24 protein-coding genes and 1 pseudogene are annotated in these 19931 nt (G+C 60.7%); 11 read left to right on the forward strand and 14 right to left on the reverse strand.

Annotation, left to right across the window (positions count from 1 at the left end):
* Positions 1 to 70 precede the first annotated feature (70 nt).
* Genes MTX36_RS00720 through MTX36_RS00735 form a run of 4 tightly spaced genes read right to left on the reverse strand, consistent with a single transcriptional unit; the run spans position 71 to position 2727 of the window.
* A complete protein-coding gene (locus tag MTX36_RS00720; RefSeq protein ID WP_243617858.1) occupies positions 71 to 583 on the reverse strand; it encodes a hemerythrin domain-containing protein in 513 nt (170 codons plus the stop codon).
* Positions 580 to 1143, reverse strand: coding sequence for an FMN reductase (gene msuE, locus MTX36_RS00725; protein WP_243617859.1), 564 nt, complete (start codon positions 1141 to 1143; stop codon positions 580 to 582). Before msuE ends, MTX36_RS00720 begins: the two co-directional genes overlap by 4 nt.
* Before the next feature lie 10 nt (positions 1144 to 1153).
* A complete protein-coding gene (locus tag MTX36_RS00730; protein ID WP_243617860.1) occupies positions 1154 to 2212 on the reverse strand; it encodes an LLM class flavin-dependent oxidoreductase in 1059 nt (352 codons plus the stop codon).
* Positions 2213 to 2223: 11 nt separating this feature from the next.
* Positions 2224 to 2727, reverse strand: a complete 504-nt coding sequence (locus MTX36_RS00735; protein ID WP_169632940.1) for a MarR family winged helix-turn-helix transcriptional regulator — start codon at positions 2725 to 2727, stop codon at positions 2224 to 2226.
* A 107-nt stretch (positions 2728 to 2834) separates the two neighbouring features.
* Here MTX36_RS00735 and MTX36_RS00740 point away from each other — a divergent pair, with 107 nt between their 5' ends.
* On the forward strand, positions 2835 to 4082 hold the full coding sequence (locus MTX36_RS00740; protein ID WP_243617861.1) for a VWA domain-containing protein: 1248 nt from the start codon (positions 2835 to 2837) through the stop codon (positions 4080 to 4082).
* Here MTX36_RS00740 and MTX36_RS00745 read toward each other — a convergent pair.
* Positions 4072 to 4698, reverse strand: a complete 627-nt coding sequence (locus tag MTX36_RS00745) for a TetR/AcrR family transcriptional regulator (protein WP_243617862.1) — start codon at positions 4696 to 4698, stop codon at positions 4072 to 4074. The two genes, MTX36_RS00740 and MTX36_RS00745, sit on opposite strands and share 11 nt — an antisense overlap.
* A gap of 122 nt (positions 4699 to 4820) precedes the next feature.
* On the opposite strand from MTX36_RS00745, the gene MTX36_RS00750 reads away from it, so the two are divergent.
* Positions 4821 to 5945: a phosphotransferase family protein gene (locus MTX36_RS00750; RefSeq protein ID WP_243617863.1), complete on the forward strand. Its 1125-nt coding sequence runs from the start codon at positions 4821 to 4823 to the stop codon at positions 5943 to 5945.
* Positions 5942 to 7042, forward strand: coding sequence for a hypothetical protein (locus tag MTX36_RS00755; RefSeq protein ID WP_243617864.1), 1101 nt, complete (start codon positions 5942 to 5944; stop codon positions 7040 to 7042). Before MTX36_RS00750 ends, MTX36_RS00755 begins: the two co-directional genes overlap by 4 nt.
* Positions 7043 to 7049: 7 nt before the next feature.
* Here the strand turns inward: MTX36_RS00755 and MTX36_RS00760 are convergent, their stop codons facing one another.
* A complete protein-coding gene (locus MTX36_RS00760; protein WP_243617865.1) occupies positions 7050 to 8132 on the reverse strand; it encodes an alpha/beta hydrolase in 1083 nt (360 codons plus the stop codon).
* Positions 8133 to 8241: 109 nt separating this feature from the next.
* Here MTX36_RS00760 and lexA point away from each other — a divergent pair, with 109 nt between their 5' ends.
* Positions 8242 to 8904, forward strand: a complete 663-nt coding sequence (gene lexA, locus MTX36_RS00765; protein ID WP_094269931.1) for a transcriptional repressor LexA — start codon at positions 8242 to 8244, stop codon at positions 8902 to 8904.
* A gap of 27 nt (positions 8905 to 8931) precedes the next feature.
* Here the strand turns inward: lexA and MTX36_RS00770 are convergent, their stop codons facing one another.
* The 3 genes from MTX36_RS00770 to MTX36_RS00780 form a co-directional block, all read right to left on the reverse strand.
* A complete protein-coding gene (locus MTX36_RS00770) occupies positions 8932 to 9558 on the reverse strand; it encodes a superoxide dismutase (RefSeq protein WP_243617867.1) in 627 nt (208 codons plus the stop codon).
* Positions 9555 to 10067 carry a flavin reductase gene (locus tag MTX36_RS00775; protein WP_243617868.1) on the reverse strand — a complete coding sequence of 171 codons (513 nt, stop codon included), beginning with the start codon at positions 10065 to 10067 and terminating at the stop codon, positions 9555 to 9557. Before MTX36_RS00775 ends, MTX36_RS00770 begins: the two co-directional genes overlap by 4 nt.
* Positions 10068 to 10220: 153 nt before the next feature.
* A complete protein-coding gene (locus tag MTX36_RS00780; protein ID WP_243617869.1) occupies positions 10221 to 11066 on the reverse strand; it encodes an LLM class F420-dependent oxidoreductase in 846 nt (281 codons plus the stop codon).
* A 350-nt stretch (positions 11067 to 11416) separates the two neighbouring features.
* Between MTX36_RS00780 and MTX36_RS00785 the strand changes: the two genes are divergently transcribed.
* The 4 genes from MTX36_RS00785 to MTX36_RS00800 all read left to right on the forward strand — a co-directional run bounded on the left by MTX36_RS00785 (position 11417) and on the right by MTX36_RS00800 (position 14453).
* Complete coding sequence (locus MTX36_RS00785; protein WP_243617870.1) at positions 11417 to 12274, forward strand: ABC transporter permease; 858 nt, start codon at positions 11417 to 11419, stop codon at positions 12272 to 12274.
* The gene (locus MTX36_RS00790) at positions 12271 to 13332 is read left to right on the forward strand and encodes an ABC transporter substrate-binding protein (RefSeq protein WP_243617871.1); all 1062 of its coding nucleotides are present in this window, start codon (positions 12271 to 12273) and stop codon (positions 13330 to 13332) included. Before MTX36_RS00785 ends, MTX36_RS00790 begins: the two co-directional genes overlap by 4 nt.
* Positions 13316 to 14143, forward strand: a complete 828-nt coding sequence (locus MTX36_RS00795) for an ABC transporter ATP-binding protein (protein WP_243617872.1) — start codon at positions 13316 to 13318, stop codon at positions 14141 to 14143. The genes MTX36_RS00790 and MTX36_RS00795 overlap by 17 nt, the downstream gene beginning before the upstream one ends.
* Before the next feature lie 82 nt (positions 14144 to 14225).
* The gene (locus MTX36_RS00800; RefSeq protein WP_243617873.1) at positions 14226 to 14453 is read left to right on the forward strand and encodes a hypothetical protein; all 228 of its coding nucleotides are present in this window, start codon (positions 14226 to 14228) and stop codon (positions 14451 to 14453) included.
* 3 nt (positions 14454 to 14456) lie between these two features.
* Here MTX36_RS00800 and MTX36_RS00805 read toward each other — a convergent pair whose 3' ends face one another.
* From MTX36_RS00805 to MTX36_RS00815, 3 genes and pseudogenes are all read right to left on the reverse strand, one after another.
* The gene (locus MTX36_RS00805) at positions 14457 to 14975 is read right to left on the reverse strand and encodes a GNAT family N-acetyltransferase (protein WP_243617874.1); all 519 of its coding nucleotides are present in this window, start codon (positions 14973 to 14975) and stop codon (positions 14457 to 14459) included.
* A 19-nt stretch (positions 14976 to 14994) separates the two neighbouring features.
* Complete coding sequence (locus MTX36_RS00810; protein WP_243617875.1) at positions 14995 to 15867, reverse strand: SDR family oxidoreductase; 873 nt, start codon at positions 15865 to 15867, stop codon at positions 14995 to 14997.
* Positions 15864 to 16052: pseudogene (locus MTX36_RS00815) on the reverse strand (cyclohexanone monooxygenase); the annotation flags it as partial. The pseudogene MTX36_RS00815 and the gene MTX36_RS00810, both read right to left, overlap by 4 nt.
* 10 nt (positions 16053 to 16062) lie before the next feature.
* Between MTX36_RS00815 and MTX36_RS00820 the strand changes: the two are divergent.
* Positions 16063 to 16599, forward strand: a complete 537-nt coding sequence (locus MTX36_RS00820) for a TetR/AcrR family transcriptional regulator (protein WP_243617876.1) — start codon at positions 16063 to 16065, stop codon at positions 16597 to 16599.
* A 21-nt stretch (positions 16600 to 16620) separates the two neighbouring features.
* On the opposite strand, the gene MTX36_RS00825 is transcribed toward MTX36_RS00820, so the two are convergent.
* Both MTX36_RS00825 and MTX36_RS00830 read right to left on the reverse strand, forming a co-directional pair.
* Positions 16621 to 17739 (reverse strand): alpha/beta hydrolase, encoded by a 1119-nt coding sequence (locus MTX36_RS00825; protein ID WP_243617877.1) that lies wholly within the window; start codon positions 17737 to 17739, stop codon positions 16621 to 16623.
* Positions 17736 to 18362 carry a class I SAM-dependent methyltransferase gene (locus tag MTX36_RS00830; protein WP_243617878.1) on the reverse strand — a complete coding sequence of 209 codons (627 nt, stop codon included), beginning with the start codon at positions 18360 to 18362 and terminating at the stop codon, positions 17736 to 17738. The genes MTX36_RS00825 and MTX36_RS00830 overlap by 4 nt, the downstream gene beginning before the upstream one ends.
* A 100-nt stretch (positions 18363 to 18462) precedes the next feature.
* On the opposite strand from MTX36_RS00830, the gene MTX36_RS00835 reads away from it, so the two are divergent.
* Together MTX36_RS00835 and MTX36_RS00840 are read left to right on the forward strand one after the other, a co-directional pair.
* Complete coding sequence (locus tag MTX36_RS00835; protein ID WP_243617879.1) at positions 18463 to 19230, forward strand: MBL fold metallo-hydrolase; 768 nt, start codon at positions 18463 to 18465, stop codon at positions 19228 to 19230.
* Positions 19227 to 19874, forward strand: a complete 648-nt coding sequence (locus MTX36_RS00840; protein WP_243617880.1) for an alpha/beta family hydrolase — start codon at positions 19227 to 19229, stop codon at positions 19872 to 19874. The genes MTX36_RS00835 and MTX36_RS00840 overlap by 4 nt, the downstream gene beginning before the upstream one ends.
* Positions 19875 to 19931 lie beyond the last annotated feature (57 nt).

The raw sequence follows: 19931 nt of genomic DNA on the forward strand, positions 1-19931 counted from the left end.
TCTCCTGACAAGGGGGTTCCTACTCGACGCTACTGCGATTGTCCCGAAGATTCATTGAGGCTTTGCGAGGTCAGCCGTAGTGCCAATCGTGATCCATCTTCCGGAAGTACGGAAACAGTGTTGCCTCCTCGAAATCGAGATGGGACTGCATGTGATCGGCCAGTTCGGTGAAGGCAGCACGGGCACGCTCGACAGTTGTCGGATCGGTGCTCAACTGCAGTGACGCTCTCTTTGCCTCCGAGACGATCTCGCCGACAGCCTTGTGCTCGGATTGCAACCGCTCGACTGCCGGTGCGAGTTCGGGAAAATTCCGCGTCATGACGGGGAACATCCGTTGATCTTCGATCGTGTGATGAAGCGTCAAGGTATTGCAGTAGAAATCGCAGTTGACACGCAGTTGCCACACAAAATCGGCGATGGTGAGTCCGGAAATCATGTCCGGAATCGATGAACGGTCGGCTGTTTCGTCGGCCAGCAGTACCAGCGCCTGCTCGAGAACCTCGACATCGGCCCGCAGTGGTTCGTGGACCTGTCTCAGTTGCTCGACCATGCGTCGGCCGGCGGGCGTCGATCGAGTTGTCATGCGGGTACCGATGCGCGATCCGCCAGCATTCGGGCGACAGGCAGGACGTCTCGGGCAGCCATCTCGATACGTTCGAACACCTCGGGGTTGAGAATAGTGGTGCCATCGAAATCGCCTGCGCTGAGATAGATTCCGACCGGAGCCGTCCACGCTTGGAAGAACGCGAACAGTGGGCGTAACGCGTGATCGAGAACAAGCGCGTGTCGATCACTGCCGCCGGTCGCAGCAAGAATCACCGGAGTGTTTGCCAGCGCGTACTGATCCACCAGATCGAAAAAATGCTTGAACAATCCCGGATACGACCCCCGGAAAACCGGCGCCGCAGCAATGACGATGTCTGCATTCTCGACGGCAGCCAGTGCGTCGGCGGTGGCCGGATCTACCTGATCGCGATCGAGTGTGCCCGCCAAATCGGGTAACAGATCGACGATTTCGATGAAGGTGGCGTCGATCTGCTCGGAATCGCCGAGTGTGTCGACGATGAGATCGGCCAGCGCACGAGTTTTCGACGGTTTCTGCAGGTTGCCCACGACGGCAACAACTTTGAGTGGAGTGGTCATGAGTGGAGTCCTACTTCTCGGATGCTTTCAGGGATTCGATCTCCTTGCGGACGACGGGAGCGACCTCGGTGCCCAGGATTTCGATGGCGCGCAGCATGTCCTTCTGGGGGACGTTGCCGAATCCCATCTGGATCATGATGCGGTCATGACGGAACAGTTCGTACTGCGCCATCGTCTTGTCGATGATCTCCTGCGGACCGCCCAGGAAGAATGCACCGGCCGTCGTGGCTTGAGCTTCGTATGCCCGGCGCGGCATGGGAACTCCGTTTCCGCGCTGGTGGTGGTTCTGCATCCAGCCGGCCTGGAAGTACGGGTACGACGTATCGAGTGCAGCCTGCTTCGAGGTGTCGACAAAGCCGGGCGACGCGATCGAGACCTTCAGGTTCTTCGGGTCATGGCCGAAATCGGCGGCCGCCCGGCGATACAGGTCCACAAAGGGCTCGAACTGTTGGTAGCTGCCGCCGATGATGGCCAGCGACAACGGGAGTCCGAGCTTGGCGGCGCGAACCACCGAAGCGGGAGTGCCGCCGACGGCGATCCACACGGGGATCTGGCGATCCGGACGCGGCGTCACGTCACCGTCGACCAGGCTGGGGCGGAGGTTCCCTTCCCAGTTGATCGGATTCTCGTCACGCAGCTTCAGAAGCAGATCGAGCTTCTCGGTAAAGAGCTCGTTGTACTGGGACAGGTCGTAGCCGAACAGTGGGAAGGACTCGGTGTACGAGCCTCGGCCGGCGATGATTTCGGCGCGACCTTCCGAGAGGAGATCGACCGTGGAGAACTGCTGGAACACGCGGACCGGATCGTCGGAACTGAGGACCGTGACGGCGCTGGAAAGCTTGATGGAGGTGGTGGCCTGAGCCATCGCGGCCAGCACTACCGCGGGCGACGAGACTGCGAAGTCCGTCCGGTGATGCTCGCCAACGCCGAAGACGTCGAGGCCGACCTGATCGGCGACGGTTGCCTGCTCCACCAGATGGCGAAGGTGGACACCGGGATTCATCATCTTGCCGGTTGTGGGATCGGGGGTGAGCTCGCCGAAGTGGTAGATGCCGAGTTCGAATGCCATGTCTTTTCTCTCTATCGATTCGTGGGGGTGATGGGGAGTTGCCGGACACCTAAGTCGCAGGCATCTCCCGTGTTGGTGTGGTGCGCCGCGAGGCGGCCGAAGAACTTGTCGAGGACCGGGAGTTCTTCCGGTTCGATGAGATCGGCGAAGTATTCCGCTATCCCTCGCCGATGGATGTCAGAGGCGGCGCGCAAGGTCTTCTTGCCGGCCGGGGTGAGTGAGATGGTGACGACGCGACGGTCGTTGTCCGGGCGGATCCGTTCGACCAGCCCGGCTTCTGCCAGGCGATCCGCGACTCGGGTGACTCCGCTGGTGGTGACCAGTACTTGTTCGGCGAGGTCACCCATCCGTAGGGAGTTACCGGGCGCCTCGTGCAAGCGCAGGAGTACGTCGTATTGACCGAGCGTGAGTCCGGTAGCGGAGCGAAGATCAGCCTCCATCTTGCCGAGGATGATGCTGTGCGCGACCACCAGGTTGCGCCAGGTTCGGCTGCGTACCGGTTCGTCGGTGTTCATCCTCGGTCACTCTCCTCGTTTATTTGCGCTCGCAAGTATTGCTTACACAAGTATTACATCCAGCGGGCGGAATCTATTCCCGGACCGGTTCTCGATAGGGTTTGCTCATGGAATTGGTGCGTGGGGCGAACACGGTCGTCGAAGGAAACTCGCTACGAGTGGCGGTCACGGGCGCTACTCCCGGGAGTGTCGATCTGATGGTTTTTCAGCTCGGAGCAGGCAACAAGGTTCGCAGCGACGCCGACTTCATCTTCTTCAACCAGCCGGTCTCCCCGGAAGGTGCCGTGCGTATCGGTGACGGTGGAGTGGTCGATATCAACGTCGCGAGTGTGCCCGCCGACATCACGATGCTCAGTGTCGCGGTATCGCTCGATCAGAATGTGGCCGGAGCGCTCGCTGCTGTGGCGAATCTGGGTGCGTCCATCCAAACCGTCGGCGGTACGCCGATTTCTGCTCCCGCATTGGGTCTCACCACCGAACGCGCTGCGGTGCTCATCGAGATCTATCGGCGCGGCGATTCGTGGAAGATCCGCAATGTCTCGGCCGGTTGGGACGGAGGACTGGCCGACCTGGTTACAGCTTTCGGTGTATCAGTGGACGAAGAACCGGCGCCGGTTGCTGCCGACGGAATTCGCACCGTCCCCGATGAAGCCAAGCTGTCGATGGTGAAACGAGAAAAACTCGACCTCCGCAAGCGCGAAGTCGCGAAGGTGCTGTTGACCAAGGGCGGCAACGGGATCAGAGCCCGAGTCATCCTGGTGATCGACAAAACCGGCAGCATGAACAAGCAGTACAAAACCAAGGTGGTGCATCGCGTCGTCGAGCGCATGATTCCTGTCGCGATACAGCTCGACGACGACGGAAAGCTCGAGCCGTACCTGTATGCGGTTGGCTTCCATAAACTTCCGGAGATCTCGGTGCACGAGGCAGAATCCTGGTCCGAGACCTATCTGCATCTGCGCGGGAAGCACGGCGGGTTCAACTACGACGCGATCGGCGCAGTCAATCGTGAAATTCCGATCATGACAGAGATCGTGTCGGGTCTGAACCCGGGCGCCACCCCCACGCTGGTCCTCTTCTTCACCGACGGTGGGTTTTCCGAGCGTCGGGAGATCGCGAAACTCATGCGCGCGGCGTCGGCGCTGCCCGCGTTCTGGCAGTTCGTGGGAATCGGAAAAGCGAACTACGGCGTACTCGAGAAACTCGACGACATGGACGGCAGGATTGTCGACAACGCGGGGTTCTTTGCGCTCGACGACATCGATACCGTTTCCGATGCCGAACTCTATTCACGATTGTTGAGCGAGTTTCCGGATTGGTACAAGGCTGCTGTGGCTGCGGGAGTTACGAGGTAGCGCTGCGTGGTCCGATCGATTCGGCGATGAATCGCATGGTGGTGTCGAAGCCGTCGGCGATGTCGTAGTCGGAGTCCTGGTGCCAGTAGCGGACCGACGAAATATACACGGCTGCAACAGTCTGAGCGAGAAATTCGATCGGAAAATCCGTTCGAACTTCTCCGGCAGCGATTCCGGGTTCAAGCACTCGCAAAATTTGATCGTTGAACTGTTCGGTTCTTTCCTGACTGATCTGGTTGCTTGCCAGATCCCGTTCGAGTTCACCGGTCACTCCGCGTAGATAGATGCGGAATCGGCGTGTTGCATCGGTGACGTCTTCGAAGACGTGTCGAACCCGCTGCGCTGTTGTCAGGTCCTGGTCGAGCAGGCCGTCGATCAAGACGGCCAACTTCTGCATGTGCCCGTCGTGCAACGCGGAGACGAGTGAATCCTTGGTCTGGAAGTAGTTGAAGAAAGTTGCCCGCGAGACATCTGCCATTTCGGCGATGTCGTCGATTGTTGTCCCTGTCACGCCCTTCTCGGCGAAGAGTGTTCGAGCTGCGCTCAACAGGCGCTGACGCGTCTCGTATTTGTTGCGCTCACGGCGACTGAGGGCGATCGGTTGATTCGTTGACATCGACTCTCCACTTCCAATTTCTCCAAACCCTTCCATAAAGCTGAACTCAAGTCTATATTTGGCCCGCAGTACAAGAATTTGACCCAGTCGAAGGTACGTAGCGCGAAGGAGAGCTCACTATCGTGACAACGAGTATGCCGCAGGAAGCGGAAGCGTCGATCACTACGACCGAGACCGATCTGGAGGTTGTAGCTACTGCGTTGGAGCGCTGGCTCAGCGCAACACTGGATACTGCTACCGACGTTCGCGTCTACAACCTGAGCCGTCCGACTCACTCGGGAATGTCCAGTGTCTCAGTATTATTCGACTTGGACTGGACCGAAGACGGTGTCGCGACGACGGCGCAGTTGGTGGCGCGCCTGGCGCCCGAAGCTACGGCGTTTCCGGTTTTCCCCCGCTACGACCTCCAAGCCCAGTTCGACGTCCTGACTGCGGTTCGTCAGCGCAGTGACGTGTCGGTACCGCGCGTCCGCTGGGTCGAGAACTCCGCTGACGCCCTGGGGACTCCGTTCCTGGTGATGGACCGCGTCACGGGGGCCGTCCCCGTCGACAATCCGCCCTACGTCTTCGGCGGGTGGCTTCAAGAATCCGCCGTCGCAGACCGGACGCGTGTTCAGTCGAACAGCGTCGACATTCTGGCGCGAATTCACGGCATCGATGCAGACTTGCCCACTTTGAGCGACAGTTCGGGCCTGCGTCGACACTTCGAGGGTGAACGCGCGTACTACGAATGGACCCGTCGCCATGACGGATTGCGAATTCCGGTGCTGGAAAGCGCATTCGACTGGCTCGAAGAGCACTGGCCGAGCGACCCCAGCGAAGACGTCCTGTGCTGGGGTGATGCCCGCATCGGCAACATCATGTTCCAGGGAACAGATCCGGTTGCCGTGCTCGACTGGGAATCTGCGACGTTGGCGCCGCGCGAGTTGGATCTGGGTTGGTTCATCTTCTTTCACCGCCAGTTCCAGGACTTGGCCGAGCAGTTCTCGATGCCAGGTTTACCGGACATGTTCCGGCGCAACGATGTAGTGGCGGAATACGAAAATGCTACGGGAGTTACCGTCCGCGACTTGGACTTCTATCTGGTCTACGCCGCACTGCGGCACGGGATCGTCATGTCGCAGATCGAACGACGGCGAATCCACTTCGGGGAGAAGCAGCCTCCGGAGAATCTCGACGAGTACGTGATGCATCACGCGATGCTCGCCGGACTTATTGACGGAACCTACGAATGGGAGAAGAAATGAAGCCGATCGATCTCGACGAATACCCGGTGCATCAGGCACCGTTGTCGATGGCACGCATGACGTCGACCGACCGAAACTTCTACGATCGCTGCTACTTCAACGCACACGATCGTACGGGTGACGTCTTTCTGGTGACCGGACTCGGGGTTTACCCCAACCTCGGAGTTGTCGATGCATTTGCGACGGTCCGTACCGGAGACACCCAAGTAGCTATTCGCTTTTCCGATGCGCACGAGGAAACGTCGACCAAGGCGGAGGTGGGTGGGTACCGAATCGAGGTAGTCAAGCCGCTGCAGACCATCCGCGTCATTTGTGAACACGATGATCTCGCCTTCGACATGACCTGGAACGGCGCCTTCGATTCGGTGCTCGAGGAGCATCACACACTCATGGCCGGCCCGCGCGCGATCCTCGACGCCACTCGCTTCGCACAGGTCGGAAGCTGGTCCGGAACAATGAATGTCGGCGGCAAAGACCTGGTTGTCGATCCGGCAGTGTGGACGGGAACGCGGGACCGCTCGTGGGGGATCAGGCCTGTCGGCGAGCCGGATCCGGCTGGTCGCATGGCCGAAACTCCGACCGGCGGCCACTGGTGGACCTATGTACCGCTGCGCTTCGACGACTTTGCCCTCATGGTGATCGTGCAGGAAAGCCCGGACGGCTACCGGACGCTGAGCCATGCAACACGAACTTTCCGTGACGGCCGCGTCGAGCAATTGGGTTGGCCGCGTACGGAAATCAAGTACCGCTCCGGCACCCGGCATCCGGAGAGCGCGCGTCTACACCTGACTACACCGTCGGGTGAACCGTTGGTTGTCGACATCGAGACCCTGGGTTTTGTCGCACTCAACGTCGGTGCCGGCTACGGCGGTGACTCGGATTGGACGCACGGAGAATGGCGTGGACGTAACTGGAGTTCGTCGTCGGTCTACGACCTCACCGACCCTGCGATCACCGGAAAGCTTCCCTACGGCACCATCGACCACATCGCGCGCGCAACCTGCAACGGTGCCGAGGGGTGGGGCATGTTCGAGCATGCAGTGATGGGTCGCCACGACCCGTCGGGATTTGTGGGCTGGCTCGACATGGCACCGTGATCGGCGGTTAGTTAGCTGAAACAACCTGTCGCGTAGTTTCTTCCAAGAAGCTGTCGATGTAAGCCCACGTGGAGTTCTTTGCCGTCGGGCCGGCCACCAGACCGAGGTGGCTGCCCGGCGCCGTTTCGAATCGGACGGACGGCGATCCGGTCAGGACCGACGTGATCGCCACCGCCGATGCAATCGGTGCGATGACATCCGACGCTCCGGAGATCGACAGTACCGGTGCATTCAGGTTGGCCAGCTTGATGTTTCGGCCTGCCAGTGTGACCGAGTCATTGAGCAGGCCGTTACCCAGGATGAGCTGTTCACAGATCTGTTGGAAGGCCTTGCCCGGATATCCGGGCATCTCCGCCATGAAGTTGTCGATCGATTCCATCCGGGCCAGCGTTTCGGTGTTGTGCAGATTTTTGGCGATAAACCACGGTTTGAGTAACTCGCGTTGCGGCGCGGTCACTCGGTAGCTTGCCTGCACGATGGGAGCGGGAAGGCCGCCCACCAGGTCGGTGACGGTGGTCAGTGGGCGCTCGCCGGTGAACTTTCCGATCAGCCGAAGTGGGCTGATGGCCGGGATTTTGGTATAGTCGATGGGCGTGCCGATGGTCGTGATCGACGCAATCGGCAGTTCGGGATGCGCCGACGCAGTCAGTAGGGTCATGGTTCCGCCGAGACTCCAGCCGATGACGGAAACGGCTGCACCGTCATGTAATTCGGAGACCGTCCGGATCGCTTCGGGAAGTATGTCGTCGACCCAGGCTTCGAATCCCAGGTCGCGGTCGGCATATCGCATCGTGCCGTAATCGACGACGTAAGGCGTATGGCCTCCGCTGCTGAGGTGTGCGGCGAGGCTCTGGCCCGGACGCAGGTCGTAGCAGTGTGCGGTGACGGCCAGCGGCGGCACGAGGAGGACGGGTGCGCCTGCGGCGTCGCCGAAGCGGTACAGATCGCGATGTGGGCCACTGCTGATCAACGTGCTCGGAGTGCGCTGGGGTTGTTCGACGCCGTCGCCGAATGACAGTCCCCAGGCGTTTCGTGCTGCGTCGCCCAGCGTGGGGCGCCAGGTCGCGATCAAACCGCTGATATCTCGCACTGCTATCCCCTTGGGCTCGAGCCGCAGCCGTCGGTTCGGCCACCTTTGGTGCATGTTACCTGAGATAACATGCACCAAAGGGTTGCCACCATCCCACTACGATTCGTGGGTGACCGATTACGACGACATTGACATGTTCGGTGGCCTCGACGCCTCCACCCTGCCGCCGCGCCAGCAGCGGATTCTGGTGACCATCCGAGATTGGGTGGCCGCCAACGGATGCGCGCCGAGTACCCGGCAGATTGGCGACGCCGTAGGACTGCGCTCGACGTCGTCGGTGTCGAAGCATCTGAAGGGTCTCGAGGAAAAGGGTTTCCTCCGCCGCGGTACGGCCATGACACGGCAGTTGGACGTGCGCCCGTTCCTCTCCGGCGGAACGTCGGGGCATTCGTCCGACAACAACGTGAGGGTGCCGGTAGTCGGCGATATTGCCGCCGGCACACCGATTCTCGCCGACGAGCATGCCGACGAGGTGCTGGCACTCCCTCGGGAACTCGTCGGCTCCGGCACGGTGTTCGGGCTGCGAGTGCGCGGCGAGTCGATGATTGATGCCGCGATCTGCGACGGCGATGTTGTTGTCGTGCGCCGCCAGGAGGAGGCGCATTCCGGAGAGATCGTCGCCGCGATGATCGACGGCGAGGCAACGGTGAAGGTGCTCCGTCGCCGCAACGGCCACGTCTACCTCGAGCCCCGCAACGCCGCCTATTCGGTCATCGACGGCGACGGTGCAGCCATTCTGGGCAAGGTCGTTTCGGTGATGCGGCGGATCTGATCCGGATACCGCCGTATCAATCTCGACTTATTTGCCGGAGCCCAGAAGGGAGACCGCGGTGGCGTCGGCATAACGCTGCGCCACGTCTGCCCAGTTGATGATGTTCCAGTACGCCTTCACATAGTCGGCCTTCACGTTCTTGTACTGCAAGTAGAAGGCATGCTCCCACATGTCGAGCATGAGCAGCGGCACGATTCCGATGCTGATGTTGCCCTGCTGGTCGGTGAGCTGTTCGATGATCAGGCGCTGCCCGATCGTGTCGTACGCCAGCACAGCCCAGCCCGAACCCTGCAAAGTGGTTGCAACGGCGGAGAAGTGGGTGACAAACGCGTCGAACGAACCGAAATGCTCGTCGATCGCGGCGGCCAGTTCACCCTCGGGGCGCTCACCGCCGTTGGGGGAGAGGTTCTTCCAGAAGATGGAGTGATTGGTGTGCCCACCCAGGTGGAAGGCGAGGTTCTTGCTGAGCAACGGGGCCTTGGCCGCAATGGTGCCGTCTTCACGGGCCGCAGCCAACTGCTCGATCGCACTGTTTGCGCCCGCGACATAAGTGGCATGGTGCTTGCTGTGATGCAGTTCCATGATCTCGCCGGAAATGTGCGGCTCGAGGGCTGCATAGTCGTAATCAAGCTGGGGCAAAACGTATTCGGTCATGGTTGAGCACCTTTCGGTTGAGGGGGCTGGGTAGGAGCGAGGTGTCGATACGCTCGGTCGTGATAGACGAGGGGTGAGCGAATTCGCGCCGGGGTCACGACGTCGACAACCTCGGCAGTGACGATGAGCGCGGACCCGCAAGCGGTTGTGCTGAGCGGGACCGCCCGCAGGGCATGTCCGGTGCCGTGTAGAAGTGGTTCACCAGTCTCGAGGAATGACCACTCCATGTCGTCGCCGAACCGGACGGCGCCGCGCGTCGCAAATGTCGAAGCCAGCTGCGCATTTCCGGAATGGGCAAGGTGAACAAGGAAACTGGTGGCAGTCGCAATTGCGGCGGCAGATCCACGTAGAGATTGCAGCGAGAACGCGAGTACTGCGGGATCGGCGCTGATCGAGATCACCGACGACGACGTGATCCCGACCGGGCCGTCATCGCCGGTGGCTGTGATGACGGCGACGCCGGCCGGGTGATTGCGGAACGCGTCGACAAATGAGGTACGGATCGACATCGCTGGTCTTGAATCGGATTGCGGTCCAACCAGTTCCGTCGTCACGGGGATCCTGCCCTTCGCTACTCGATTGTTGCTGTCGATGCACTTTGTGTGTGCTGTACCGACGTTAAGATCTCGAGTGCACTTGAGGTCAAGATGATGTGGGGGACCTCACCCGCCCAGCTTGCCGGCCAATCGTTTGATGTACTCCACAACTTCTTCAGGCGTCTTATCCGGAGTTCCGAACATCGCCTCGGTTACTCCGATGCTCTCCCAGTGAGCGAGCTTCTCGGGGTCCGGCTTTCCGGCAAGAACAGTGATTTCGGGTTCACCGCTGCGACCGGCCTCCGCCCAGATCTTGCGCAGTAGCGTGACGTTCTCTTCGATTTCCTGCTGAATCGGGGTCGTGATCCAGCCGTCGGCAGACTTGGCGATCCACTTGAATGTCTTCTCGCTGGCTCCAGCGCCGAGGAGGATGGGCGGGCGCGGCTTCTGGACCGGCTTGGGCCAGGCCCAGCTTGCGCCGTATTTCACGAACTGGCCCTCGTACGAGGCCTCGTCCTTCGACCACAGTTCGCCCATGGCTTCGAGGTACTCCCGCAATGCGGTGCGACGCTTGTTCGGCGGAACGCCGTGATCGGCGAGTTCCTCTGCATTCCAACCGAATCCGACTCCGAAAACGACGCGGCCGTCGGACAGGTGATCGAGTGACGCAATGGTCTTCGCGAGGGTGATCGGATCATGTTCGAGGGGCAAGGCCACCGAAGTGCCCAAACGAATGGTGCTGGTGACCGATGCAGCAGTGCCGAGTGCTACCCACGGGTCAAGGGTGCGCAGGTAGCGGTCATCCGGCAGTGCCGCGGATTGGGTTCCGGGATGATCGGAATCCCGCGACACCGGAATGTGGGTGTGCTCGGGGACGTAGAAGGCGTCGAACCCGCTGGCTTCGGCCGCGACAGCGGCATCGGCAGGGCGAATGCCCCGGTCGCTGGTGAACAAGCTGAGTCCGTAACGCACAGGGTTCTCCTTAGGTGGTCCGTCGTCGAAACTGTAACTTGTTGCAGGTTTGTTCGGATAGGTTCTGCGCGCATTTCGCTCGAGAAGCCATTTTTCTGGGGGAACCTATTTCCCTCGCATTTGCGGGTAATTGCCGATACCGGTACTACTTAGCCCATGCCCACGACGCCACTGACACGACGCATCGCCGTCGATCTGTGCCGTCTTGGTGCCAACTGCTGTTGCCGTTGATTCCTTTCCGATCTCCGTAAGTGAGAATGGCGCCTTCTGTGCGCGCCTGTTATTGCACATGCATCTCATGCATTTCTGCATGTGTGCCGGAATCTCAGTACGTCAAGGAAGAAATGGCGATGTCGACTTCTGTCGAAACAGTAGAACCGGTACCTGTCCGGGTAGTGGATCGTGGTCCAACTCGATCATGGACTTCGGGGTGGGCAACCGTCGGGTTGCCGGTGCTGTCCGTGATCGTTTTTCTGGCGTTATGGCAGGTCGCTGCAGCGAGCGGCACATGGAGTGAGATCTTCGTTCCGTTTCCGAGCACAGTGTGGCGTGCGTTCGTGAACTCGGTGACCACGCACGACGGTGTGCGCGGCTACCAGGGCTATCTGCTGTGGGAGCACCTGTACATGACACTGCGCCGCGTGTTGGTCGGCGTGATCATCGGCGTCGGACTCGGCGTGATTCTCGGGTTGGCCATGGGATCGGTGACATGGCTGCGGAGCCTGCTCGAACCATGGCTGACGTTTCTGCGCGCATTGCCACCGCTGGCGTACTTCTTCCTGCTCGTGATCTGGCTCGGTATCGACGAAGCCCCCAAGATCACGTTGCTGGCGCTGGCCGCACTCCCTCCGACGGCAGTGGCGACCACCGCCGCCGTTGTCGCTGCGCCGATCGGACTGGTCGAGGCAGCAAGGGCATTGGGTGCGTCTCGGACGCAAGTGATCCGCGATGTTGTCATACCGTCGGCGCTGCCCGAAACTTTCACCGGTATTCGATTGTCGGTGGGTATGGCGTATTCATCGGTGGTCGCAGCGGAACTATTCAACGGTATTCCCGGAATCGGTGGAATGGTCAAGGACGCAAGCAATTACAACAACACTCCGGTAGTGCTGGTGGGGATCTTTTCCATCGGATTCTCCGGATTAATCATCGACGGACTACTGCGTGCCGCAGAGCGCCGCGCCGTTCCCTGGAGGGGAAAAGTATGACGAATATTCGGAAGAAACATGGGCACAAAGGTTCCCGGACCGCGATTGCCGTACTGATCGGAGTTATCACCCTCGTATTGGGCGCGTGCTCTATCGATCAATCAGGTCAGGATTCGTCCAAGCCGACGATACGCATTGCATACCAGTCCTTTCCGAGTGGTGACCTGATAGTCAAGAACAATCGATGGCTCGAAGACGCACTGCCTGAGTACAACGTGAAATGGACCAAATTCGATTCGGGAGCTGATGTCAACACCGCTTTCATCGCCGGTGAAATCGACTTCGGCGCAATCGGTTCGAGCTCGGTCGCGCGTGGACTCTCGGCACCGCTGAACATTCCGTATCAGGTCGCCTTTGTTCTCGATGTGGCCGGCGACAACGAGGCTCTGGTTGCGCGTAACGCAACCGGCATCAAGACCGTTGCTGATCTGCGTGGAAAGAAGATAGCCACGGCCTTCGCCTCGACTGCGCACTACAGTCTGCTGGCCGCGTTGAATCAGGTTGGATTGAGTGTCGATGACGTTCAGTTGGTGGACCTACAACCGCAAGCATCCCTTGCCGCTTGGCAGCGCGGCGATATCGACGCCGTCTACACCTGGCTGCCGACACTGGACGAACTTCGGAAGGACGGAACACAATTGATCACCAGTCGCGAACTCGCGGCTGCAGGAAAGCCGACGTTGGACCTGGGAGTAGTCGCGACGTCATTTGCGAACGATCATCCCGAGATCGTGGACTCCTGGCGTCAGGTTCAAGCTCGCGCGCTCGAGACGATTGTCGCCGATCCGGATGCCGCCGCGGAAGCTGTTGCAGCGCAATTGGGTACCACCAAAGAAGACGCAGCCTCTCAATTGAAGCAGGGAGTGTTCCTCACGCTGGCGCAGATCACCTCGCCGGAATGGCTCGGCACGGAAGGTGCTCCGGGGAACTTGGCGGTGAATCTGCGGAGTGCGGCGCAGTTCCTGGCCGAGCAGAAACAAATCGAGAGCGTGCCCGAACCGACTGTCTTCCAGAACGCTCTCTATGTGAGAGGTCTGCCCGATGTCCTTGCTCAGTAACTCGACACCACGGCAAGTCGAGGGGGAATTCGCGGCCGGACTTCCGGGTGCAATCCGAATTGACACGGTGTCACACGAATACAGCCACGGCAGGGAATCCGTTGCTGCCGTGGGGCCCGTCTCCATCGACATCCCGCCGGGTGAGTTCGTGGTTCTGGTCGGCGCATCTGGGTGCGGTAAAAGCACGCTGCTGCGGCTGATTGCGGGATTCGAGAATCCTTCCAGTGGAAGGATTCAGGTATCCGGATCGGATCCCGTCCCGGGGGTGAGCGCGGGAGTCGTGTTCCAGCAACCGCGACTCTTTCCGTGGAAGTCGGTGGGCGGCAACATCGACTTGGCACTCAAATACGCGGGTATCGCCAAGCCCGTCCGCGAGCGGCGACGAGCAGAACTACTCCACCGCGTCGGATTGGACGGAACCGAAGACCGCAGAATCTGGGAGATCTCCGGCGGCCAGCAGCAGAGGGTAGCGATTGCGCGGGCGCTGGCGGCGGACACGTCGTTGTTGCTGTTGGACGAACCGTTTGCGGCGCTGGACGCACTTACCCGAGAACGACTCCAGGAAGACCTTCGCAACGTCAGTGTCGAATCCGGGCGGACCAGCGTCTTTGTTACCCATAGTGCTGACGAGGCAGCATTTCTCGGTTCGCGTGTTGTGGTTCTGACTAGCCGGCCGGGCAAGGTTGCACTCGATCTGAAAATTGACCTCCCTCGAACAGGAGTTGATCCCGACGAACTCCGGGGGTCGTCCGAATATGCGGCGATCCGAGCCGAAGTCGGTCACGCCGTGAAGGTTGCGGCAGCAGCGTAGCGACCCTGCGCGTCGAGTGCTACGGGGTTGCGTCGATAATGTGAAGGAGAACGTGCAGGACACGACGAACAAGGAGTGGGTCATGGCAACTGAAGTGGAGTCCGGTGACCTCGTGCAGGCAGCCGACCATGCGGGTCCGTGGACGGTAGTCGAGGTTCGTCAGGGCATGGCCTTGCTCGAACACGGTGACGGGCACAGGCTGTCCCTTCGGACGACATCCCTGACCGTTGTACGTAAGGGTGGTGGGAAGAAAATCGCCTCCGCCGAAAGCGCTTCCGACGACGGCACATCACCGACACTGTTCGACTGACGGTCAAGCAGCGTCGAACGGTGCGGCGTATCTGAAGGTGCCCGTCTGATCCGGCTGATGGGTGGTGAGGGTGCGGATCTGAAAGTGCGCACCCCACTCGGCTTCCGGAGACTCGATGCCTACCGCGGTGCTGGTGACAAAACCGAAACGCGGGTAGTACTCGGTGCTGCCGAGTAGCGCTAGTATCGGTACGTCCAGAGCGTCGGCGGCGCCGATCACCGTGTGCATCAACGCCGACCCGACTCCCGCGCGCTGGTTTCCCGGCGTCACGGCCAGCGGGCCCAAGCCCACCGCGTCTACCCCGTCGACCCAACCCCGGGTTCCGAGTACGAAGCCGACGATCTCGCCGGCGACTTCGGCAACCAAGGACAACTTGGGCAGGTACTCGTCCGAAGCGAAGAGTTGGCGCGTCAGTTCGATCTCGTACGGGGTTTCGCCCGGCGGTGCCTGATCCGCGAATGCGGCCCCCAGCAGTGCATAGATGGCTTCGCGGTCGGACGGAGTCTCTCGGCGGACATACATGGTTGGAAATCTACCCGGCTCAGGGCCTCTCGCGCTTCCCGTTTTCTGCTTGCCGCGCAACGCGCTGTTCGTAGTCGGCGCGGCCGACTGGATCGACGGATGTGAGGGCGCGACGATCATCGATGACGCGGCGTCCGATATTGATCACCCACTCGGGAACCAGAGCATCGATGACGTCCCAACCGGCAAGGTAACGCGGAACGGCAGTTTCGGCTCGGCGATGGCCAACCGAATCTACGACGGCCTGCGCAACCACCTCGGGTTCGACTGTCGGCATCCCCTTGCCCAGTGGGACTCCGGACGACAGTCCGGTCCGGACAGCGCTCGGCAGGGTTGCACTGACGCTGACCCCGGAATCGGCGAATTCGACCCGCGCCGAGGCGGATAGGCCGACAGTACCGAACTTGCTGGCGTTGTACACGGCCATTCCCGGGACGGGAAGCTTACCGGCCATGGACGCCACATTCACGACGTGACCGCGTCGGCGATCATCCATTCCCGTTAGGATAGAGCGCATTCCGTGAATCGGACCCCAGACGTTGACATCGAGCGTGACCCAGCTGACGGCGTCGGACTCATCGAGAAATGCGCCGATCGGCATGACGCCGGCATTGTTGACCAGGATGTCGATGTGCCCGAACTCTTCGATCACCTTGGCCGTGAAGGTTTCCCGCGACGACCGTGAGGTGACGTCGAGTGCGTAGCCGCGCCCGCCGAAAGTCGTTGCCGTGTCAACAGCGGTGACCTCTTCGATGTCTCCGACGCAAACGTGTGCACCCTGAGATACAAACAATTGCGCTGTGGCTCTGCCGATTCCGCGTCCGCCGCCGGAAATGACGACTACGCTGCCGGCGAGATCGATTGCCGGATAGTTGTTGCCGAAGATCCTCATGAGGTTCGCTCCGCGGTGATGGTGTTGTTGTAGGCATTCGGGTCGAAATCATGTAGGCGTCGACGCATGGCTCCGGACGACCACGGCCAGTTGAAACTGTTGCGGCCGTTGACATCGAAGAAGTAGCTTTCGCAACCGCCCGCGTTGTACACGGTAGTTCCCAGTGCATCTTGAACCTGGGCATTGAGGTCGGGCTTGGGCAACACCCACTGCGCCGTGCGTTGTGGATATGCAGCCGCATCACTCGATCAAATTGCCGAAGACACGGGATATTTCAAAGGCGCCGTCTACTCGAACTTCAAGAACAAAGACGAACTATGCGCTGAGGTTCTCGGCCGAATCAGGCTGACGAAGGTCGGTGAGATCACCGAACAACTTGGAGCGGAATCGAGCGTCGACGACGCCATCAGCGAGTTTGCGGTGTGGGCCGAACGCACCATCGGTGACCAGCGGTGGACTCTCCTCGAAGTGGAGTACTCGGTCCGCTCGCGTCACAGCGACGAGATCCGCGAGAAAATCGCGTCCGGTGCCGAGCAGGTGCGAGTCCTGATCGCAGGAGTCGTCCGGCACCTGGCAGAAGCGAACGTTGTGAAGCCGTCAATCGATCCGGATGTCGCGGCGCTTCGGATACTGAGTGTCGGAATCGGTTTGGGACTCCAGCGGGCTATCAGCCCGGAGCTTTCGGTTGATCCGTTGGTCGACACTGTGCGGGAATTCCTGTTGCCGCGGTAGTGGACGAGTGACTCATCTGAATCATGGCACATTGCGAAAGCTGGTCTCGGCAGCGGTTTCGTTCAGCAGTGCCCGCAGCATTCCGCCGATCTCCACAACCGCGGTGCGTGCCGCGGCACTGGGGCCGACTATGTTGACAAACCCGTGGATGAAGCCCGGGTAACGGCGGCTCATCACACGAACTCCGTTGTCCTGCAACTTCTGTGCGTACGACTCGCCTTCGTCGCGAAGTGGGTCGAATCCTGCGGTCACGACGATTGTCGGCGGAAGGCCGCTCAGGTTCGGTGCGCGCAGCGGTGATACCCAGGGGTTCAGTGGATCTGCATTCACGCCGAGAAAGGTTCTCTCGTAGAAGTTGATGTTTTCAGTCGTGAGGAAGAATCCCTCGGCGAATGCTGCTCGCGACGGCGCCTTCTCGTGAAAGTCGGTAGCCGGATAGATCAAGAGTTGAGCTGCCGGCAACGTGAGGCCGTCGTCGCGCGCGCGGAGTGCGACGACAGCAGCGAGATGCGCTCCCGCACTGTCACCGCCCACTGCAATGCGAGCAGGATCCGCACCCAATTCCGTAGCGCGCGACATGATGTCCTGATATGCGGCATAGGCATCGTCGACTGGTGTGGGGAAAGGGAATTCGGGGGCGAGACGATATTCGACCGAGACTATGCGGGCACCCGACGTTTCCGCCAACAATCGACACGGAGCGTCATGTGATTCGATACCCCCTTGTACCCAGCCTCCGCCGTGAAAGAACACCAGAAGCGCACCGGACTCGTGGGTCGGAATGTAGAGACGTGCGCGTAGTGGCCCGTCGGCGCCCCGGACAAGAATGTCGTCGGTGTGAATGGAGATGGGCTTACCGGCCATCATTTTGGCTGTTCTCGTCAGTTCGGCGCGGGCTGCCGCAAGCACATGATCTTCGGATGAGAGTGCAGGTCGCGGGCGGGCCTTGGACAACGTCAAGAGCAGGTGAGCGTCGGGGTGGAGTGTGAGCCCGTCCCTGTGCACTGGCGGGCCGGTGATCCGGCGCCGGATTGTCAGGGGCAACGCGAACGCGGTTGAGACGAAGAGCGCTTGGGCTCGATCTCGAACGCTGAGGCGACTGACGCTTGTCGTGGATTCCGTCACGGCGCGCGCAGTCACGGGGTGCTCTGCCGGCGTGCGGTGATTGCTCCGTGAGGCCTGTACCCGATCCCCGTTCGTGTATGTGTCTCGATCACCTCGAAGCCTGCCGTCACCAACTCCTGGCCGAGTTCAGCCACTGGCCATCGAAAAGCAGTGGTTGCGGCATGGTCGAAAGGACCTACGGTTGCTCCTTCGAAGAAGCCCACCAACAAACCTCCGCCAGGCCGAATTACGCGCGCGAACTCGGCGAGAGGCGCCTTGATGTCTTGTGGACTGTGGTGAATGAGCGAGTACCAGGAAAGCACACCGCCCAATGATTCTGTCGCCGCATCCAATACCTCGAAGCTGCCGACCTCGAAGGAAATGTCTGGATACTGCAGACGAGCTCGTTCGACGAACTTGGGAACAAGATCAATCCCGCTCACAGCTAGTCCGGACTCGGCCAAGAAGTCGGTCCACTGCCCCGGACCACACCCGGCGTCGAGCACGGGAGATATCAGGGTGGCGGCCCAACTGCTTACCAGGGAGCGGTCGGACGGGTGTGTCGAAGTCATGCAGCCAAAGAGATCCGAGTACTCCTGGGATCTGGCCGAGTATGCCTCGCGGACTGTGTCGCCCGATTGGGCGCGCGTGCTCTCCATGCCGTCAATGATCGTCGATGGCGTGCCGGGGCAAGTGCGAATGCTCGAACTGCCCCCGCAGGCCGTTGCAGCGTTGCTGAATAAACTCGTAGGGTAGGGCATGCCGTCGCTCCGCGAACTGTCCATCACCCGTGTCGAGAACACCTATCTGGTTCGGTGTGGACACGCCAATTGGGTTCTTGTAGAAGAGGGTTCCGATCTGACGCTGATCGACGGCGGGTATCCGGCCAATGGCGGTGACGTGGAACGGTCGATCGAGCAGATCGGCCACGTCATCGAGGATGTTCGGTCAGTACTCGTCACTCACGCCCATATCGATCACATCGGTGGCATCGCGGACATCCTGACCCGTTGCGACATACCGGTGCTGATGGACCCGTTGGAGGTGGCTCATGCCAGGCGCGAGTATCTGCAGCAACTTGGTCCGGCCAAGACCCCGTTGCTGTTGTGGCGCCGCGGCGCACCGAAATGGCTGTTCGACGTGATCGGCGCCGGCGCCTTGAAGGGTGCGGAACTACCTCAGGCACAAGCATTTAAGGAAGGCTGTGTCCTGGATGTTCCGGGCGGCATCATCCCCATCCCGACGCATGGACACACTGACGGGCACAGTGCGTACCTGGTTCCAGGCGCGGGAGTGATCGCGTCGGGCGACGCTCTGGTGACGGGCCACGCGACATCGCGGGTGGCGGGACCGCAGTTTCTGGTGTGCCCCTTCAACCACGACCGGACCGCGACGGACGAGGCTCTGGGCAACATTGCGTCAGCACCTGCCGGCGTTCTGTTTCCCGGACACGGACCGGCGTACGAGGGAAGCATGACAACAGCGGTGGAGCAGGCCCGCGACGGCCGGACGAGAATGAGGCCATGAGTACCCTCGAAACGGTTGATCGTGGTGAACTGCAAGGATTTCTCCATCGGCCTGACAGCGATCCGATCGCGACGTTGGCTCTCACCCACGGCGCTGGAAGTAACTGCGACACAGTGTTGCTCAAGGCCGCGGCCGAAGGCTTTGCCGAAGCCGGAGTGCAGGTTCTTCGGTTCGATCTGGCATTCCGGGTACGCCGGCCGAAAGGTCCGCCGCACCCGTCGCGTGCTGCCGAAGATCGGGCCGGGATTGCGGAAGTTGTTGCAACGCTGCGTAGTGACTACGCCACGGAGGGTCCGCTACTTCTCGGGGGCCATTCGTACGGTGGACGCCAGGCGTCGATGCTTGTGTCCGAGAATCCCGGTGTGGTGGACGGGTTGATATTGCTGTCCTATCCGTTGCATCCGCCGAAGAAGCCCGACAAGCTGCGTATCGAGCACCTTCCACTGTTGAGCACACCGGTTGTGGTGGTTCACGGTTCGAAGGACGAATTTGCCACCACCGACGAAATGCGGTCGGCACTGACTCTGATCCCGGCGGAGACGAGACTGGTGGACTTCGAAGGTGCCAGACACGATCTGGCTGTGGCGAAATTTCCCGTCGTGGAACAGACAATCCGGGAGGCATTCGAACTGTTCGGTCTTTAGCTGGTGTAAGTATTGGAACCAGCGAACAATTCAAACGCTGGTGATGCGGGAGCGTGC

The organism is Rhodococcus sp. ARC_M6 (assembly GCF_022810305.1).
Taxonomy (GTDB): domain Bacteria; phylum Actinomycetota; class Actinomycetes; order Mycobacteriales; family Mycobacteriaceae; genus Rhodococcus_F.

Excerpts from the sequence above, each read along its gene's own strand:
- MTX36_RS00840 (WP_243617880.1), top strand. The coding sequence starts at position 19,227 with ATGAGTACCCTCGAAACGGTTGATCGTGGTGAACTGCAAGGATTTCTC.
- MTX36_RS00790 (WP_243617871.1), top strand. The coding sequence starts at position 12,271 with ATGACGAATATTCGGAAGAAACATGGGCACAAAGGTTCCCGGACCGCG.
- MTX36_RS00720 (WP_243617858.1), bottom strand. The coding sequence starts at position 583 with ATGACAACTCGATCGACGCCCGCCGGCCGACGCATGGTCGAGCAACTG.
- MTX36_RS00775 (WP_243617868.1), bottom strand. The coding sequence starts at position 10,067 with ATGTCGATCCGTACCTCATTTGTCGACGCGTTCCGCAATCACCCGGCC.
- MTX36_RS00805 (WP_243617874.1), bottom strand. The coding sequence starts at position 14,975 with ATGTATGTCCGCCGAGAGACTCCGTCCGACCGCGAAGCCATCTATGCA.
- MTX36_RS00755 (WP_243617864.1), top strand. The coding sequence starts at position 5,942 with ATGAAGCCGATCGATCTCGACGAATACCCGGTGCATCAGGCACCGTTG.
- MTX36_RS00800 (WP_243617873.1), top strand. The coding sequence starts at position 14,226 with ATGGCAACTGAAGTGGAGTCCGGTGACCTCGTGCAGGCAGCCGACCAT.
- MTX36_RS00740 (WP_243617861.1), top strand. The coding sequence starts at position 2,835 with ATGGAATTGGTGCGTGGGGCGAACACGGTCGTCGAAGGAAACTCGCTA.
- MTX36_RS00785 (WP_243617870.1), top strand. The coding sequence starts at position 11,417 with ATGTCGACTTCTGTCGAAACAGTAGAACCGGTACCTGTCCGGGTAGTG.
- msuE (WP_243617859.1), bottom strand. The coding sequence starts at position 1,143 with ATGACCACTCCACTCAAAGTTGTTGCCGTCGTGGGCAACCTGCAGAAA.
- MTX36_RS00835 (WP_243617879.1), top strand. The coding sequence starts at position 18,463 with ATGCCGTCGCTCCGCGAACTGTCCATCACCCGTGTCGAGAACACCTAT.
- MTX36_RS00810 (WP_243617875.1), bottom strand. The coding sequence starts at position 15,867 with ATGAGGATCTTCGGCAACAACTATCCGGCAATCGATCTCGCCGGCAGC.
- MTX36_RS00830 (WP_243617878.1), bottom strand. The coding sequence starts at position 18,362 with ATGGAGAGCACGCGCGCCCAATCGGGCGACACAGTCCGCGAGGCATAC.
- MTX36_RS00730 (WP_243617860.1), bottom strand. The coding sequence starts at position 2,212 with ATGGCATTCGAACTCGGCATCTACCACTTCGGCGAGCTCACCCCCGAT.
- MTX36_RS00770 (WP_243617867.1), bottom strand. The coding sequence starts at position 9,558 with ATGACCGAATACGTTTTGCCCCAGCTTGATTACGACTATGCAGCCCTC.
- MTX36_RS00735 (WP_169632940.1), bottom strand. The coding sequence starts at position 2,727 with ATGAACACCGACGAACCGGTACGCAGCCGAACCTGGCGCAACCTGGTG.
- MTX36_RS00795 (WP_243617872.1), top strand. The coding sequence starts at position 13,316 with ATGTCCTTGCTCAGTAACTCGACACCACGGCAAGTCGAGGGGGAATTC.
- MTX36_RS00745 (WP_243617862.1), bottom strand. The coding sequence starts at position 4,698 with ATGTCAACGAATCAACCGATCGCCCTCAGTCGCCGTGAGCGCAACAAA.